At 74.8% G+C, this 17,847-nt stretch carries 13 protein-coding genes; all 13 read left to right on the top strand.

Annotated features, from left to right (window positions below):
• Nucleotides 1–377 precede the first annotated feature (377 nt).
• Genes GCL84_RS12585 through GCL84_RS12525 form a run of 13 tightly spaced genes read left to right on the top strand, consistent with a single transcriptional unit; the run spans nt 378 to nt 17,827 of the window.
• Entirely contained in the window at nt 378–1,880 is a 1,503-nt protein-coding gene (locus GCL84_RS12585; protein WP_197523201.1) for a nitroreductase family protein, read from the top strand.
• Nucleotides 1,881–1,914: 34 nt separating this feature from the next.
• Nucleotides 1,915–3,102, top strand: a complete 1,188-nt coding sequence (locus GCL84_RS12580; RefSeq protein WP_156755628.1) for an acyl-CoA dehydrogenase family protein — start codon at nt 1,915–1,917, stop codon at nt 3,100–3,102.
• The gene (locus GCL84_RS12575; protein WP_156755627.1) at nt 3,095–4,558 is read left to right on the top strand and encodes a class I adenylate-forming enzyme family protein; all 1,464 of its coding nucleotides are present in this window, start codon (nt 3,095–3,097) and stop codon (nt 4,556–4,558) included. Before GCL84_RS12580 ends, GCL84_RS12575 begins: the two co-directional genes overlap by 8 nt.
• Before the next feature lies 1 nt (nt 4,559).
• Nucleotides 4,560–4,841, top strand: a complete 282-nt coding sequence (locus GCL84_RS12570) for a phosphopantetheine-binding protein (protein ID WP_156755626.1) — start codon at nt 4,560–4,562, stop codon at nt 4,839–4,841.
• Entirely contained in the window at nt 4,838–5,704 is an 867-nt protein-coding gene (locus tag GCL84_RS12565) for a hypothetical protein (RefSeq protein ID WP_156755625.1), read from the top strand. Before GCL84_RS12570 ends, GCL84_RS12565 begins: the two co-directional genes overlap by 4 nt.
• The gene (locus tag GCL84_RS12560) at nt 5,701–6,423 is read left to right on the top strand and encodes a dihydrodipicolinate reductase C-terminal domain-containing protein (protein ID WP_156755624.1); all 723 of its coding nucleotides are present in this window, start codon (nt 5,701–5,703) and stop codon (nt 6,421–6,423) included. Before GCL84_RS12565 ends, GCL84_RS12560 begins: the two co-directional genes overlap by 4 nt.
• Nucleotides 6,420–8,315 (top strand): non-ribosomal peptide synthetase, encoded by a 1,896-nt coding sequence (locus GCL84_RS12555; RefSeq protein ID WP_156755623.1) that lies wholly within the window; start codon nt 6,420–6,422, stop codon nt 8,313–8,315. Before GCL84_RS12560 ends, GCL84_RS12555 begins: the two co-directional genes overlap by 4 nt.
• Complete coding sequence (locus GCL84_RS12550) at nt 8,312–13,687, top strand: type I polyketide synthase (RefSeq protein WP_197523200.1); 5,376 nt, start codon at nt 8,312–8,314, stop codon at nt 13,685–13,687. The genes GCL84_RS12555 and GCL84_RS12550 overlap by 4 nt, the downstream gene beginning before the upstream one ends.
• On the top strand, nt 13,684–14,577 hold the full coding sequence (locus GCL84_RS12545; protein ID WP_407924384.1) for a 3-hydroxyacyl-CoA dehydrogenase family protein: 894 nt from the start codon (nt 13,684–13,686) through the stop codon (nt 14,575–14,577). Before GCL84_RS12550 ends, GCL84_RS12545 begins: the two co-directional genes overlap by 4 nt.
• Nucleotides 14,578–14,597: 20 nt before the next feature.
• Nucleotides 14,598–14,849: a phosphopantetheine-binding protein gene (locus GCL84_RS12540; RefSeq protein ID WP_156755621.1), complete on the top strand. Its 252-nt coding sequence runs from the start codon at nt 14,598–14,600 to the stop codon at nt 14,847–14,849.
• Between the two features lies 1 nt (nt 14,850).
• Nucleotides 14,851–16,023: an acyl-CoA dehydrogenase family protein gene (locus GCL84_RS12535; protein WP_156755620.1), complete on the top strand. Its 1,173-nt coding sequence runs from the start codon at nt 14,851–14,853 to the stop codon at nt 16,021–16,023.
• Complete coding sequence (locus GCL84_RS12530) at nt 16,020–17,072, top strand: HAD-IIIC family phosphatase (protein ID WP_156755619.1); 1,053 nt, start codon at nt 16,020–16,022, stop codon at nt 17,070–17,072. Before GCL84_RS12535 ends, GCL84_RS12530 begins: the two co-directional genes overlap by 4 nt.
• Entirely contained in the window at nt 17,069–17,827 is a 759-nt protein-coding gene (locus GCL84_RS12525) for a thioesterase II family protein (RefSeq protein ID WP_156755618.1), read from the top strand. Before GCL84_RS12530 ends, GCL84_RS12525 begins: the two co-directional genes overlap by 4 nt.
• Nucleotides 17,828–17,847: the final 20 nt, after the last annotated feature.

Genomic DNA, 17,847 nt, shown 5'->3' with positions numbered 1-17,847 from the left:
CCCACTGGGCCGAACCGGTAATCCTGACACCACCATTCTTGCGCTGAACTGGAATTCTCCTACAATCACACCCCCGATCACGAACGGCGCATTGCTCCATTCGGGCGGGACGATTCGGTGATCACGGCGAAAAATCCAGTACCAGCGAAGAAGCGGCCACAATGAGATCAATCGTGATCCGACTCACAATGGGGTGGACACGAATATAGGCGTCGGGTTGCATGGTTGACGACCGACAGGCCGGGGGCCTGCACGTCTGGAATAGATTCGGCAGAGCCAATCCGAGTTGTCTGGAGTGGATTCTTGTCTTCTTTTTCCGCTGTCTACCAGGTTTTGTTCTGCGTTTCGTTTCCCGGTCACCCCGTGACGGTCTTGTCGTGAACCTGCCGTGGGGCGTGGACGTCGACGAGCAGGCCAACCCCACCTTGACCAGGTTCTGGGACGAGACCAGGCTGCGGGCCGCCACCGCCATCGCCGCCCCGGTGGCGACGTCGACGCGGCGCGGCCTGTTCGCCCGCTCCTGGGCGGCGGTGTCGGAGGTGCTCTGCGTCGGCTACGGCGAACGTTCGGGCACCTCGATCACCAAAGGCCGATCGCTGATCCGGGCCCGCACCACCCCGTCGGCCGGGGCGCTGTACCCGGTTGAGGTGCTGGTCGCGCTGGGCGGACCCGACGGGTACGAGCTGCACCACTACGACGTCGCGGGCTGCTGTCTGCGCTACTTGCGGCCGATCGCCGGAGGTGCGCTGAACGCGCTCCTGCCCGAGGTCCAGGAGCAGCCGTCCGCGGTGGTGGTCGTCGTCGGCAGGCCGTGGCTGTCCATGCGCAAGTACGGCAGGCGGGGCTACCTCTACACCCACCTCGACGGCGGTCACGTGGCGAACAACATCGCCGTCGTGGCCGAGGACGCGGGCTTCGACACCAGGGTGCACCTGCGGTTCGACCGCACCGCGGCGGCCGGGGTGCTCGGGATCGACCCGGTGGGGCGCGAGCCGCAGACGCTGATCACGCTGCACGGGTCGGCCGAGCCGACCGGTGGGCCGGACCGCGCCGCCAACCCGTTCGCCGTACCGGTCTGGCGCGACGACCAGGAGGGCGGTCTGGAGCCGACCGACGACGAGGAGCGCGCGGGCTGGCACAGCATCGACTCCATCAGCACCTACCACGCGGGGCCCCGGTCCAAGCCGGTCCTCGGGTCGATGCGCTCGGTGGTCGCGACGGCGGGTGGCGAACCGGGCGTGCCGCTGGCCGTGCCGGACCCGCTCGGGACCGCCCCGCTGCGGTCGACGGTGCTGCGTCGCAAGTCGGCCAAGGGGTTCCTGCCCTCAGCCAGTCCCGCCGACGAACTCGGCCGGGCGCTGGCGGCGCTGCGGGCCACGACCCCGGTGGACTGCGCCGACGGTGTCGCCGTCGGCGTGCGGCTGCTGCTGCGCGAGGTGTCGGGCACCTCGCCTGGCGCCTACGCCTACCTGCCCGACGAGCACGGCCTGCGCCCGCTCGGCGGCGACGCCGGGACGAGCGAGGAGGTCATCACGGCCTGTATGCGCCAGGACGTGGTGCGCTCGGCCGCGGTGGTCATCGCGCTGCACGCCCCGGTCCGCCGGGTGCTCGCCGAGCACGGCACGCAGGGGCTGGCGGAACTGCACTTCCACGCCGCGGCCGCGGCCCAGCGGCTGTGCCTCGGCGCCACCGCGCACGGCCTGGGCATCACCTGCCTGGGCGGCTTCGACGAGCACCTGGTCGCCGACCTGGTGCGGCTGGAGCCCGCCGAGGAGGTGCTCTACGTCCTCGCCGCGGGCGTCGCCGACGAGAGCGCGGTCAAGTGGGACCGCGCCCCGGTCGCGCACAGCCACGGCCTCGCCTCCCGCATCGACTCCTGAGCCGGGTGCCCACCCGGAGAGTGGTGACCAGTCCATGCTGAGCAACACCGTCCTGTCCGCACGCCTGACCGACGAGCACCGCGCGCTCGCCACCCGCGCGTCCGCGTACTTCACCCCCGACCTGCTCGACCGCTGGCGCACCACCCCCGGCGGGCACGTGCGCAAGGAGCTGTGGCGGGACATGGCCGAGCACGGGCTGCTCGGGGTGTCGCTGCCGCGCGAGCACGGCGGCCAGGGCCTCGGCCTGCTCGGCGCGCTCGTCCTCGGCGAGGCCGTGGCCGGGGTCGGCGACGGCGGCCTGGCCCTGGGTCTGCACGTGCAGACCGAGATCGCCGCCGACTGGCTGGTCTCGGCGGCCGATCCGGGCCTGCGCGCCCGCCACCTGCCCGCGGTGGTCTCGGGTGAGTCGGTGGCCTGCCAGTGCGACACCGACCCGTCCGCCGCCGAGCCCACGACCGCCACGACCGACGGCGACTCCGTCGTGGTCACCGGGCGCAAGAAGTACGTCGTGAACGGCGCCAACGCCGACCTGTGCTTCGTCAGCGCGCAGCTCGACGGCGCGCCCGCGATCGTGCTGGTGGGCAAGGACACCCCCGGGGTCGAGGTGGTGGAGGTGCACGACAAGCTCGGCACCCGCGCGATCGACTCGGCCACGGTGTCCTTCGAGGGCGCCCGGGTCCCGCGCGACCAGGTCGTCTCGCGCGGCGGGGTCAGCCAGCTCATGCGCTGGAACCGGGTGATGTCGCGGATGCGGTTCCTGATCGCCGCGGACGCCTGGCAGCTGCACCGGCGGCTGCTCGACCACATCGTCGGGCACACCGGCGGCCGCGAGCTGGGCGGCAGGCCGCTGGCCGCGTGGCCGGTCAACGCGCACGCGCTGGCCAGGGCCAGGGCCGACCAGGAGCTGATGGCGGCCGGGGTCGTCGACGGCTACCTGCGGCTGACCGAGGGCGGCAGCAGCGTGCCGGAGGTCGCGGAGTTGAAGTGGTTCTGCGTGGAGAAGGCCACTGAGCTGGCCGCGCTGTGCACCGACCTGGAGGGCGGCGCGGGCTACATGTGGGGCAGCGCCTCGCTGGCCGCGCACGCGCAGGCCCGCGGGTTCCGGATGTCCGGCGGCAGCCAGACCACCATGCTGACCATCGCCAACCACAGCCTGGCCTGCCGGGCCGAGCTGGCCCAGCCCGCCGCGCCGGTGGCGCCGAGCGGGGTCGGCCGTGGCTGAGGTCGACCTGGCCGAGGTGCTCGCGGCCGCCTGCGCCGAGCACGCCGGGCGGACCGCCGTCGTCGACGGCGCCGACCGGGTCAGCTACACCGAGCTGTCCGAGCGGGTCCGGTCGCGCGCCGCGGAGCTCGACGCGGTGCTCGGCCCGGACCGCCGCCGGGTCGGCATCCACGCCGACAACAGCCTGGAGTACCTGGTCTCCTACTACGCGCTGATCCGGTCCGGCAGGCTGCCGATGCTCGTGGACGCGAAGTTCGGGGCCGTGGAGCTGGCCGCGATCGCGAGTGGGTGCGGGGTCGGCGACTTCCTGACCGCCGCGCCCGCGAAGTTCCCGCTCCCCGCCGAGATCCGCCCGGTGGCCGACAGCGCGCTGTCGATCGCCGCTCTCGACGACCCGCCCGCCACCGCGCCGCGTCCCCGGCCGGACACGGCGACCTGCCGGTTCACCTCCGGCACCACCGGCGAGCCGAAGTGCCTGGAGTTCTCCGGCCGGGCGGTGCTCGCCGCGGCCCGCAACTGGGTCGCCGGGACCGGGCTGGGCGCGGACGACCGGGTGCTGTGCCTGGCGTCGTTCAGCAACGGCTTGGCTTTCAACACCTCCCTGCTGCCGGTGCTGCTCGTCGGTGGCGAACTGCACCTCTACCGCGGTCTCCCGTCGTCGCGGGGGATCACCCGCGCCGTGGCCGCGGCCCGCCCCACCCGGTTGGTCGCCTTCCCGCTGGCCTACCGGGTGCTCGGCGAGGCGCCCGCGCCGGACGTGGCCCCGTTCGCCACGCTGAGCAGGGCCGTGTCGGCCGCCTCGGTGCTGGCGCCGGGCGTCCGCGCCGACTTCGAGCGGGTCTACGGCGTCCCGATCGCCGACTACTACGGCATCGCCGAGGCGGGCCCGTGCACCTACGAGCGCGACGCCGACCGCGGCGAGGGCCTGGGCACGGCGCTGCCCGGGGTGTCGCTGCGGATCGTGGAGCTGCCCACCGGGGAGCACGAGGTCCGGGTGCGCACCGAGTCCATGTCCAGCGGCTACCTCAACGCCCCCGACCTGCTCGCCGAGCGGGTCGACGCGGACGGGTACTACCGGACCGGCGACCGGGGACGGGTCGAGGACGGGCGGCTGTTCGTCACCGGCCGCCTCGGCGGTCCGATCAACCTGGCGGGCCGCAAGGTCGACCCGGTCGAGGTCGAGCAGGTGCTGCGGGTGCTCGACGGCGTCGCCGAGGCGGTGGTGTTCGCCGACGCCGACGCCAACGGGGAGGCGGTGCTGCACGCCGTGCTCGGCGGGCCGCGGCCGCCGAGCCGCGACGAGGTGATCCGGCACTGCCGCGCCGGGCTCGCCGCCTACAAGGTCCCCGGCCGGGTGTCGTACCTGGCCGCCGTCCCGCGCTCGACCACCGGCAAGGTCCGGATGGCGGAGCTGCGGGCCCTGGTCGGCACGACCGAGAGCGACAGGAGCAGCTGACGTGAGCAACGAGGCAGTCGGGGCCGTCGCCCCGGTCGGGGCGACCGACCGGCGGGCGGAGATCGAGCGGCTGATCGAGGTCGCCACCGGCCGGGTCGTCACCGTGGCCGACCTGCGGGCGGCAGGCGGCGCGCTGGACGCGGCCGGGGTGAACTCCATCGGCTACATCAACCTGCTGGAGGCGCTGGAGGCGCGCTACGGCGTGGCGATCGACCCGGAGGCCGACCCGCAGCACCTGGCGACGGTCGACTCGATCGCCGAGTTCGTCGGGGGCGGGCGGTGACCGCCGGCCGGTCGTTCACCGAGGTCGCGGCCGACCTGGAGGCCGAGCACACGATCCACCCGCTGCTCGCGCTGTTCGCCGAGGACGAGCTGGTGGGCCGGGTCCGCTCGGGCGCCACCTCCGCCGCGGTGGGGTTGTTCCGGCCGAACGCGCTGTTCTCCTTGTCGCAGAACCCCTTGCAGGGCATCCGCGACGGCGCGGATGTCGTGCTCGACGGCGGCTTCCAGCTCACCGCGCCCGGTGCGGAGGTGGCGCTGGTGGCCGTCGCCCTCGACGGCGGGGTCCGGCTGGCGCTGCTGCCGAGCGACGCCGCGGGTGTGCGGGTCGACGGCGGGGTGGGTGCGGCGGTCGGCGCCGTGCTGCGCGGGGACGCGCTGTCCGAGCCGGTGTCGCTGACCGAGGCGGGTCCGGTGCGGGCCGCGCTGGCCGACCACGCCTGGCGGTTCGCCGCGTTCGGCGCCCGCTGGTGCGCCGGGGTGATCGCGGACCTGCGCCGCACGCTGGCCGTCACCGGGGCGGGTGTGCGGGCGCTGAGCACGTCGCAGTACTTGGCGCACGAGCTGAGCAAGCTCGAGATCGAGGTGAACCTGGCCGGGCTCGCCGCCGAGCACGGCGCCGGGTCCCGCGCCGAGGCGACCGGCGGTCAGGCGGTGGCCGCGGTGCTGCTGGCGTGCACCGACCTGCTGCACCGGACCGTCGTGGTCGCCGAGGACATGACGGCCGACCTCGGGCTCGCCGACACCCCGGTCACCCGGCCCGGCTGGCCCGGCCGCGCGGTGCTGGCGCACTTCGGCGGCAGGCGGATGGTCGAGGCCGAACTGGCCAGGCGGATGGGCCTGGTCACCGGCGGGGCGTACCGGTGACCGCGCCGACCGTGCCGGTGGCCGTCTGCGGCGTGCGGGGCCGGATGTCCGACCTCGTCGCCGACGCCGTGCAGACCACGCCGGGGTTCGATGCGCTGGGCAGGCTCAGCACCCGCCGCGCCGACGGCGAGACCGCCGTCGACCTGTCCCCGGTCGCCGGACGCGCGCCCGTGATCGTCGACTTCACCGGCGCCGGGGCCACCGCCGCGCTGCTGGCGGCGCTGCCCGGCACCGGGTGCCCGCTCGTGCTCGGCACCAGCGGCCTCGACGCCGACGAGCGCGCGCTGCTCGCCGAGGTGGCGCGGCGGCGGGCCGTGGTCGCGGCGGCCAATTTCAGCCTCGCCCTGCTGTCGGTGGCCCGGTTCGTCCGCGAACTGGCCGCCTCGACCGGCCCGGAGTGGGACGCGGGCGTGCTCGACGTGCACTTCGCGGGCAAGCGCGACCGGCCGAGCGGCACCGCCGGGATGCTCGCCGAGCAGTGGGGCCGGCCGCGTGGGACGGCCACCGCGCCGGAGACGGCGTCGTTCCGCCTCGGCGACGCGGTGAGCGAGCACCGGGTGCTCGCCGCGGGCCCCGGCGAGCACGTCGAGGTGCTGCACCGCGTCGCCGACCGCCGGGCGTTCCTGCCGGGCGTCCTGCTGGCCGTCCGCTTCGCCGCCGCCGCGCCACCCGGCCTGCACACCCTCGAAGACGTCATGGAAGGGACTGAACCCGGGTGACACCGACAGACCTGACGCCAGGCCTCGCGGGCGCGGTCCGCCTGCACGCCGAGGTCCGGCCCACCGCGTCGGCGGTGCTCGCCCCCGGCCGCGCACCGCTGGACTACCTCGGTCTCGACCGGCGGGTCGCCGAGATCGGCCGCGCCCTCAACGGGTTCGGGATCGGCCGCGGGCACCGGGTCGCCATCGTGCTGCCCAACGGCCCGGACCTGGCGGTGGCGTTCACCGGCGTCGCCGCGCACGCCACCGCCGCGCCGCTCAACCCCGCCTACCGCGAGCGGGAGTTCGCCTTCTACCTCGCCGACATGCGCGCCGACGCGCTGCTGGTGCCCGCCGGCTCGGACTCCCCCGCCGTGGCCGTGGCCCGGTCGCGGGGGGTGCGCGTGCTGGAACTGGTCTCCGACGACTCGGCCCCGGCCGGGCACTTCGACCTGCGCGGCGACCCCGGCGACCTCGACCAGGCGCGCCGCGGTCCGGCCGGGGACGACGACACCGCGCTGATCCTGCACACCTCGGGTACCACCTCGCGCCCGAAGCTGGTGCCACACACCCACGCCGGGCTGCGCACGGCCGCGGGCAACACCCGCGCCTGGTTCGCCATCGGGGAGCACGACCTGTGCCTGAACATGATGCCGCTGTTCCACGCGCACGGGCTGACCAGCACGCTGATCGCCGTGCTGCTCGGCGGCGGCGGGATCGTCTGCGCGCCCGGCTTCTCCGACACCGGGTTCTTCGACTGGTACCGGGACTTCCGCCCCACCTGGTACAGCGCGGTCCCGGCCATGCACCAGGCACTGGTCAGCGCCGCGGCCGGGCACGCCGACCTGCTGGCGGGCGGTGGGCTGCGGTTCATCCGCTCCGCCTCGGCGCCGCTGTCGCTCGCGCTGCTCGGCGCGCTGGAGCAGACCTTCGGCGCGCCGGTCATCGAGGCGTACGGCATGACCGAGGCGGGGTCGCTGGTCACCGCGAACCCGCTGCCGCCCGGTCTGCGCAAGCCCGGCTCGGTCGGGGTGCCCGTCGGCGAGCCGGTGATCATCCTCGACCGGGCCGGGGAGCGCGTCCCGACGGGTGAGTCCGGTGAGATCGCCATCCGCGGCGGGAACGTCACGGCCGGGTACGAGGACAACCCCGAGGCGAACCTGGCCGCGTTCACCGCGGACGGGTGGCTGCGCACCGGCGACGAGGGCCGCCTCGACGCCGACGGCCACCTGCACATCGTGGGGCGCAGCAAGGAGATCATCAACCGGGGCGGGATGAAGGTCGCCCCGGTCGAGGTGGACGACGCGCTCGCCGACCACCCGGCGGTCAAGCTGGCCGTCGCCTTCGGCCTGCCGCACCCGACGCTCGGCGAGGACGTCGCCGTGGCCGTCGTCGCGCGGGAGGGCGCCGTGGTCGTCGAGCGCGACATCCGCGCGCACGTGGCCGAGCGGCTGGCCGACCACAAGGTGCCGAGCCGGGTGTTCCGCGTCGACGACGTGCCGCGCAGCCCCACCGGCAAGGTGCGCAGGCTGGCGCTGGCCGAGCAGATCGCCGAGCGGGTGGCCGCCGAGCAGGGCGCGCCTGCCGCCGAGATCGGGGACCCGGTGCGGCGGCGGATCGCCGGGCTGTGGTGCCGGGTGCTCGGCCGCGACCGGATCGGCGAGGACGAGAACTTCTTCGACCTCGGCGGCAACTCGCTGCTGCTCACCAGGATGCGTGAGTTGCTGCGCGTCGAGCTCGGCCACGACGTGCCGGTCGTGACGCTGACCATGTGCCCGACGGTGGCCACGCTCGCCGAGCACCTCGCGGGCACCGACACCGCCCCCGTCGCCGCCCCGCGCGGCCGGGACCGCGACCGCGTGCTGCGCGGTCGCCGACTGCGCGCGGACGCGAGAGAGGACGGCCGGTCGTGACCAGCGCCGAGCCCACTGGCCTGGAGGTCGCCGTCGTCGGGCTGGCGTGCCGGTTCCCCGGCGCGCCCGACGCGGACCGGTTCTGGCGCAACCTGCGCGACGGCGTCGAGTCGATCACCGTCGCGCCGCGCGAGCGGCTGGTCGCCGGGGGCGTGTCCCCCGCCCTGCTCGCCAACCCGGACTTCGTCCCGGCGCAGGGGGTGCTGGCGGACGCGGACCTGTTCGACGCGGACTTCTTCGGCGTCAACCCGCGCGAGGCGGCGCTGATGGACCCGCAGCACCGGGTGCTGCTGGAGTGCGCGTGGGCGGCGCTGGAGGACGCGGCCCTCGACCCGCGCCACGCCCCCGGCCCGGTCGGCGTCTGGGCGGGCTCGTACTACAACACCTACCTGGACAACCTCGCCGGGCACATCGACCCCGACGACACCGCCGGGGTCTTCGCCAGGAACATCGCCAACGAGAGCGACTACCTGGCGACCCGGATCGCCTACCGGCTCGGCCTGTCCGGGCCCGCCATGACCGTGCAGTCGGCGTGCTCGACCTCGCTCGTCGCGGTGCACACCGCGTGCCAGGCGCTGATCGCGGGCGAGTGCGACACCGCCCTCGCGGGCGGCGTCACCGTGCGCGCCCAGCAGCTCGGCTACGTCCACCAGCCCGGCGGGATCTTCTCCGCCGACGGGCACTGCCGCCCGTTCGACGCCACCGCGCAGGGCACCGTCGCGGGCAACGGCGCGGGGGTGGTCGTGCTGCGCAGGCTGGCCGACGCGCTGGCCGACGGCGACCCGATCCGCGCGGTCATCCGGGGTTCGGCCGTCGGCAACGACGGCGCGCAGCGGGTCGGGTTCACCGCCCCCGGCGTGGCCGGTCAGGAGCGGGTGATCCGGGCCGCGCTGGCCGCAGCCGAGGTCGCCCCGGCCACGGTGTCCTACGTGGAGGCCCACGGCAGTGGCACACCCGTGGGTGACCCGATCGAGGTCGAGGCGCTGAGCCGGGCCTTCCGCGGCGTGCCCGCGGGTCGGATCGCCCTCGGCGCGGTCAAGTCCAACATCGGGCACACGCACGCCGCGTCCGGGGTGGCCGGGTTGATCAAGACCGTGCTCGCGCTGCAGCACCGCCAGTTGCCGCCCAGCCTGCACTTCGACACCGCCAACCCGGACATCGACTTCGACACCGTCCCGTTCCGGGTGAACACCGCGCTGCGCGACTGGCCGGAGGAGGGCGGTCCGCGCCGCGCCGGGGTCAGTTCCTTCGGCATGGGCGGCACCGGCGCGCACGTCGTGCTGGAAGAGGCGCCGCAGCGGCGGGCCGCAGCCGCGGGCCGCCAACTGCTGCCGGTCTCCGCCCGGACCGCCGGGGCTGCGGACGCCGCCGTCGCCCGGCTCGCCGACCACCTCGACCAGTCGCCGGACCTGCCGCTGGTGGCGGTCGCGGCGACCCTGCAGGACGGCAGGCACCCGTTCGCCCACCGCCGGTTCGTGGTCGCCGACAGCACCGGCGCGGCGGTCGACGCGCTGCGCGACCCACGCGTGGTGCGCTCGGGCACCGCCGACGGCACCCGGCCGCCGGTCGCCATGCTGTTCCCCGGGCTCGGCGAGCAGCGGCCGGGCATGGCCCGCGAGCTGTACGACGCCGAGCCGGTGTTCCGCGCCGAGGTCGACCGGTGCGCGGAGATCCTGGAGCCGCTGCTCGGCGTCGACCCGCGCACCCTGCTCTACCCGGCTGGCGAGTCCGCTTCGGACTCCGGCGGGATCGATCTGCGCGCGATGCTCGGCCGCGGCCCCCGGCGCGCGAGCGGGCTGGACGCCACCCGGTTCGCGCAGCCGATCACCTTCGTGGTCGAGTACGCCCTGGCCCGGCTGTGGGAGTCCTGGGGCGTGCGGGCCGACGCGCTGCTGGGCTACAGCATCGGCGAGTACGTCGCCGCGTGCCTGTCCGGCGTGCTCTCGCTGCCCGACGCGCTGCTGCTGGTGGCCAAGCGGGCCGAGCTGATCGAGGGCCTGCCCGCGGGCGCGATGCTCGCCGTCCCGCTGCCCGAGGCCCGGGTCCGCGAACTGCTCGGCGACGGGCTGTCGCTGGCGGCGGTGAACGGGCCGCTGCTGTGCGTCGTCGCCGGTGACGAGGACGCGGTGTCCGGACTGGAACGCCGCCTCACCGCCGAGGAGGTCGCGGTCCGCCGGGTGCGGACCACGCACGCGTTCCACTCGCACGCCATGGCGCCGATCGCCGGGGAGTTCACCGCGCTGCTGGCCGAGGTGACCCTCGCCGAGCCGCGGGTTCCCTGCGTGTCCACGCTGACCGGCGACTGGGTCACCCCCGCGCAGGCGCTCGACCGCGACGCCTGGGTGCGGCACATGCGGGAGCCGGTCCGCTTCGCCGACGCGGTGTCGCGCCTGTGGGCTGGCGCCGAGCACCTGCTGCTGGAGGTGGGGCCGGGGCAGACGCTGAGCAGCCTGGCCCTGCTCGCCCGGCCACGGGGGGCCGCCCCCGGCCTGCGCGCGGTGTCCTCGCTGCCCGGCGAGTACGACGCGCGCAGCGAGCAAGCCTTCCTCCTGACCACCGCGGGCAGGCTGTGGGCCGAGGGCGTCGACCTGGACTGGGCCGCGCTGCGCGGCGGCGGCGACACCCCGCGAACCACGCTGCCCACGTATCCGTTCGAGGGCAAGAGATACTGGATCGACCCGGCTCCCGCCCGGGCGGGCAGGTCCGCGCCCTCGCTGGACCGCAAGGACGACATCGCCGAGTGGTTCAACGTGCCGGTGTGGGAGCCGCTGGCCCCGCACGCCACCGTCCCGAGCGGCGAACCCCGGTCGTGGCTGCTGTTCGTCGACGAACACGGCGTCGGCACCGCGCTCGCCGACACGTTGATCGCCGCGGGCCACACCGTGACGACGGCCCGCGCCGGCGCCGACTGGCGGGAGGTCGGCCCGGCGGCCTACGAGGTCGACCCGACCGACCCGGCGCACCACCGCGCGCTGCTCGCCGCCGCGGGGACCCCGGACCGGGTCGTGCACCTGTGGAACGTCGGCCCGCCGACCGACCTCGACGCCCTGGACGCGTTCCTGGACCGCGGTTTCGTCAGCCTGCTGCTGTTCAACGCCGCGGCGGCCGGTGGTCCGCTCGACCTGACCGTCGTCACCACCGGCGCGCACGCCGTGCTCGGCACCGAGCGGCTCGCGCCCGAGCAGGCGGTGGCGGCCGGGCCGTGCCTGGTGCTGCCGCTGGAACAACTCGACACGACCTGCCGTTCGGTGGACCTCGACCCCGCCGCGGCCCCCGAGGCGGCGGCCGAGCGGCTGCTGTCGGAGTTGCTCAACCCCGGCGTCGAGACCGTCACCGCTGTGCGCGGAGGGCGGCGCTGGCGGCGCGGGCACCGCTCGGTGCGGGTACCGGGGTCCACTCCCCCGCTGCGCCACGGCGGCGTCTACCTGATCACCGGCGGTTTCGGCGGCGTCGGCCTGGAGCTGTCCAGGGCGCTGGCCGCCGACCACGCGGCGAGGCTGGTGCTCGTCGGCCGCACGGCCGACCCGGGCCACCCGGCGGTGCGCGAGCTGACCGAGCTGGGCGCGGAGGTGGTGGTGGCCGCGGGCGACGTCGCCGACGCCGACCGGATGGCCGAGATCGCCGACGAGGCGGTGGCGCGCTTCGGCGCGGTGCACGGCATCGTGCACGCCGCGGGTGTCCCGGCGGCGGGTCTGGCGCAGCTCAAGGACCCGGCCGAGGCCCTGCGGGTGCTCGCGCCCAAGGTGCGCGGCGGGCTGGTGGTCGACGCGCTGTCCCGGCGGCTGCGGCCGGACTTCACCGTGCACTGCTCGTCGACCCTGGCCATCACCGGCGGCGTCGGCCAGGTCGACTACGTCGCCGCCAACGCGGTGCTCGGCGCGATCGCCGCCCGCGCCGCGGCCGACGGCGACCCCCGCGTCGTCGCGGTCGACTGGGACGGCTGGCAGTCGGTGGGCATGGCCGCGCGGATGATCGGCGGCGGCCGGGAGGGCCCGGTGGCGCACCCGCTGCTGGACGCGTGCCTGGTCGACCGGCCGGGTCTGGCCGTCTACTCGGCGCGGCTGAGCGTCGCGGGCTCCTGGCTGATCGACGAGCACCGGATGGTCGGGCACGCGGTCGTGCCGGGCACCGGGCACCTGGAGCTGGTGCGCGCCGCGTACGAGCACCACAGCGGCGGCACCGGGGTCGGCATCGCACTGCGCGAGGTCACGTTCCTCTCCCCCGTCGTCGTCGGCGACGACGACGGGCGCGACCTGCGCGTGGTGCTGGAACCCGCGGGCGCCGGACGGCGGTTCCACGTCGTCAGCCGGGCGGTGGGCGCCGACACCGAGGACTGGCACGTGCACGTCACCGGCGCCGTCGAGCGGGCTCCCGACGGCGCGCCGGGGACGCGTGACCTGGCCGCGCTGGTCGAGGGCCTGCGCGACAGCGGACCGGTGACGCACACCGGGCCGATGGGGTTCGGACCGCGCTCGGACTGCCTGCGCCGCGTGCACCTCGGGCCGAGGACCGCGGTCGCCGAGCTGGAGCTGCCCGCCGCGTTCGCGGGCGACCTGGACCTGATCCGGCTGCACCCGTCGCTGCTGGACCTGGCGGCGGGCTTCCACGGCATGAACTTCGCCGAGGAGTTCCGCATCCCGCTGTCCTACGGCAGGCTCACCCTGTTCGCGCCGCTGCCCGCGCGGATGGTCAGCCACCACCGCTTCCGCGAGGCGGACCGGCCGGGCAAGCAGACGCTGGTCTCCGACATCACGCTGCTCGACGAGCACGGCGCGGTGGTCGCCACCGTGGAGGGTTTCGTCCTCAAGAAGGTCGACGACCTCGCCGACCGGCTCACCGCGCTGCGCGACGGCACCTCGGCCGAGGTCGCCGGGTACCGGTTCCCGCGCGGCGAGGCGGACAACGCGCTGCGCGCGCACCTGCGGGAGGGCATCCGACCCGCCGAGGGCGTCGAGGCGCTGCGCCGGGTGCTGGGCGCCGACCTGGGCCCGAACGTCGCCGTGGTCGCCAAGGACCTCGACGCGGTGATCGCCGACATCGCCGGGCAGCGCCCCGGCGCGGCGGCCCCGCAAGCCGCAGCCCACCCCAGGCCCACGGCCGCGGGTGACTACACCGAGCCCGCCGACGACCTCGAGCGGGTGCTGGCGGCGCAGTGGGCCGAGCTGCTCGGCCTGGACCGGGTCGGGGTGGTCGACGACTTCTTCGAGCTGGGCGGGCACTCGCTGCTCGGTCTGCAGGTCGTCGCCGGGGTGCGCAGGCACTTCGGGGTCGACCTGGCGCTGACCGCCCTCTTCGAGGCGCTGACCGTGCGCGGCCTGGCCGACGCGCTGCGCCCCAGGCTTTCACCCCAGCCCACGGCGGTGGGGTCGTGACGGACGGACAGGAGCAGATGGTGGACAGCATCCGAACCGTGGGCGTGATCGGCGCGGGCGTGATGGGCACGGGCCTGGCGCAGTCGCTGGCGCAGAGCGGGCACGAGGTCGTGCTGGTCGACCGCACCGAGGACATCCTCGGCGAGGCGGTCGACGCCGTGCGGCAGAACCTGCGGCTGGCCAGGATGCTCGGCGGCCCGGCGCCCACCGAGGACCGGGAGCTGGTGCTCAAGCGGATCTCGTGCACCACGACCTACGAGGGCATCGAGGCGGCCGACTTCGTCATCGAGAACGTGACCGAGGACTGGGCCGTCAAGCGGCCCGTCTACGAGGTCCTCGACGCGCGCTGCGCCCCGCGCACCGTGTTCGCGGTGAACACCTCGGTCATCCCGATCACCCGGGTCGGGGCGGCCACCACCCGGCCGGACCGGGTGCTCGGCATGCACTTCATGAACCCGGTCCCGATGAAACCGGTCGTCGAGGTCATCCGCGGCCACCACACCTCCCAGGCCACCGTCGACACCGCGAACCGGCTGCTGGGGCAGATGGGGAAGCGGTCGGTCGTGGTCGCCGACTCCCCCGGGTTCGTGTCCAACCGGGTGCTGATGCTCACCGTCAACGAGGCGGTCTTCCTCCTGCACGAGGGCGTCGCCACCCCCGCGCAGGTGGACGAGATCTTCCGGGAGTGCTTCGGGCACCCGATGGGCCCGCTCGCCACCGCCGACCTCATCGGCCTCGACACGATCCTGCAATCGGTCCAGGGGCTCTACGAGGCCTTCGGCGACAGCAAGTACCGACCCTGCCCGCTGCTGACCCGGATGGTCGACGCCGGGCACCTCGGCCGCAAGAGCGGCAAGGGCTTCTTCGACTACGCCAGCACCCTCGCCTGACCCCACGAAAGGAGTCCCCGGTGACCGATCACAAGCCCGCCATCCGCGCCTTCCTCACCCAGTTCTTCGCCACGGACACGCTCGGCGACGAGGACGACTTCTTCGCCATCGGGCTGGTCAACTCGCTGTTCGTCATGCAGCTCGTGCTGTTCGTGGAGAACCAGCTCGGCGCCGCGGTGGACGACGAGGACCTGGAGCGGGCCAACTTCGCCTCGATCTCGGCCATCGACGCGCTGGTGCGCCGCAAGAGCAGCGTGCAGGCGGCAACCTGACATGGCGACCCGAGTGGGGCTGACCGCCGCGCAGGACGCCGCGCGGCGGGGGTTCGAGGAGTTCGCCCGCACCAGGATCGCGCCGTTCGCCGACGAGTGGGACCGCGAGTCGGCGCTGCCGGAGGAGTTCATCACCGAGTTCGCCGAGCGCGGACACCTCGGCGGCGCGATCCCCACCGAGCACGGCGGCGCGGGCCTGGACGAGACCACACTCGGCCTGCTCTGCGAGGAGACCGGCCGGGCCTGCTCGTCGGTGCGCAGCCTGATCACGGTGCACGGCATGGTGTCCCGCGCCGTGGCCCGCTGGGGCAGCACCGGGCAGCGCGAGCACTGGCTGCCCCGGCTGGCCCGCGGCGCCACCATCGGGGCGTTCGCGCTGAGCGAGCCGGGCGCGGGCAGCGACGTCAAGGCCCTGGCCGCCACCGCGCGCCGCGACGGCGACGGGTTCGTGCTCACCGGCGAGAAGCGGTGGACGACGTTCGGGCAGCGCGCCGATCTGTTCCTGTTGTTCGCCCGCCTCGACGACCGGGAGACGGCGTTCCTGGTGCCCGCCGACAGCGCCGGGCTCACCGTGCGCCCGGTGGAGTCCGTCCTCGGCACCCGCGCGTCCATGCTCGGCGAGCTGAGCCTGGTCGAGTGCCGGGTGCCCGGGGCGGCGCTGCTGGGCAGGCCCGGCTTCGGGCTGGTCGCCGTCGCCGCCGACGCGCTCGAGCTCGGCCGCTACACCGTGGCCTGGGGGTGCGTCGGGCTGCTCCAGGCGTGCCTGGACGCCACCCTGGCGCACGCCGAGAACCGGGAGACCTTCGGGGCGCGGCTGCGCGATCACCAACTGGTGCAGCGGATGATCGCCGACATGGCCACCGCGGCCAGCGCCGCGCGGCTGCTGTGCCAGCAGGCGGGCCTGCTGCGGGAGGCGGGCGACCAGCAGGGCGTGCACGCGACCTGGATGGCCAAGTACTTCGCCAGCACCAGCGCGTTCAAGGCCGCCGCCGACGCCGTCCAGGCGCACGGCGCCCAGGGCTGCGCCGGGGACCACCCGGTGCAGCGCTACCTGCGCGACGCCAAGGTCATGGAGATCATCGAGGGCGCGACCGAGTTGCAGCAGACCACGATCGCGGACACCGCTTACCAGGCCAGGGCCATGGCCGCCGCGGGCAAGGGGGCAGGGGCATGACCGAGGAGACCGCCGTCCGGACCGTGAAGGTCGTGGTCTGGGACCTGGACAACACGGTGTGGGACGGGGTGCTGCTGGAGGACGAGCGGGTCACGCTGCGACCCGGGATCGTCGAGGTCGTCGCCGAGCTGGACCGGCGCGGCATCCTGCAGTCCGTGGCCAGCCGCAACGACCACGACACCGCCGTCGCCGCGCTGCGCGAGCACGGCCTGCTCGACTACTTCCTCTACCCGCAGATCAACTGGAACGCGAAGTCGTCGTCGGTGCGCGCCATCGCCACCGCGCTCAACCTCGGCCTGGACTCGTTCGCCTTCGTCGACGACGACGCCTTCGAGCGCGACGAGGTCGGCTACGAGGTGCCCGAGGTGCTGCGGATCGACGCCGCCGAGGCCGCCTCCCTCGCCGAGCGCCCGGAGTTCACGCCCCGGTTCATCACCGACGACTCCGCGCACCGGCGCGCGATGTACCGCGCCGACGAGGAGCGCGCCCGGATCGAGCAGGAGTTCACCGGCCCGCAGGACGAGTTCCTGGCCACGCTGGGCATGACGTTCACCATCGCGCCCGCGGGTGAGGACGACCTCAAGCGCGCGGAGGAGCTGACCGTCCGCACGAACCAGCTCAACACCACCGGCTACACCTACTCCTACGAGGAGCTGGACGGCTACCGCACGTCCCCGGACCACCTGCTGCTGGTGGCGCGGTTGACCGACCGGCACGGTCCGTACGGGACGATCGGCCTGGTGCTGATCGAGCGGGGCGCCGACGCGTGGCTGATCCGGCTGCTGCTGATGTCCTGCCGGGTCATGTCGCGCGGGGTCGGCGGGGTGCTCATCACCCACCTGCGGCGGCTGGCGCGCGAGGCCGGGGTGCGGCTGCTCGCCGAGTTCCTGCCCAACGGCCGCAACCGGATGATGCTGGTGACCTACCGGTTCGCCGGGTTCTCCGAGATCTCCCGGGAGGGCGAACTGGTGCGGCTGGAGAACGACCTGTCCGACATCCCACCGCTGCCGGGGCACCTGGTGGTCGACGTCCGCGGCGAGCCGAGGTGAACGCGAGCTGGCTGGTCCGCACCCGGCCGGTGCCCGGCGCGCGGCTGCGGCTGCTGTGCGTGCCCTACGCCGGGGGCGGCGCGTCGGCGTTCGCGGGCTGGGCCGACGCGCTGCCCGCCGACGTCGAGGTGTGCGCGGTGCGGCTGCCCGGCCGCGAGTCCCGGCTGCTGCAGAAGCCGTTCCAGGACGTGGACGCCGCGGTGGCGGCGCTGGCGGAGGTCACCGAGGACTACTGCGCCGAGCCGTTCGCGCTGTTCGGGCACAGCATGGGCGCGTTGGTGGCGTTCGAGTTCACCCGGCTGCTGCGGGCGGCGGGTCGCCGCGGGCCCGAGCACCTGTTCGCCTCCGGCAGGCAGGCGCCGCAACTGCCGGTGACCCGCCCGCTCATCCACGACCTGCCGGACGCCGAGTTCGCCGACGCGCTGCGGGACTTCGGCGGCACCCCGGAGGAGGTGCTGGCCGACCCGCGCACGATGTCGCTGCTCGCGCCCGGGCTGCGGGCGGACTTCCGGGTCAACGACACCTACCGGCACCGGCCGCAGCCGCCGCTGGACTGCCCGGTCACCGCCTTCAGCGGCCGGACCGACCCGCATGTCGCCCCCGCGAACGTCGAGGCCTGGGGTGCGCAGACCACGGGCCGGTTCACCCACCACCGGCTCGACGGCGGCCACCTGTTCCTGCACTCCGAGCGGGAGGCGCTGCTCGGGCACCTCGGCGCCGCGCTGCGGGCGGGTCGGGAGGTCGTGCTCCCGTGAGCCGGTCCGCCGGGCGGCTC

It is taken from the genome of Actinokineospora pegani (assembly GCF_009745975.1).
Taxonomy (GTDB): Bacteria; Actinomycetota; Actinomycetes; order Mycobacteriales; family Pseudonocardiaceae; genus Actinokineospora; species Actinokineospora pegani.
Note: the sequence above shows the minus strand (reverse complement) of the source record. Positions and strands in the feature narration are given on the sequence as shown.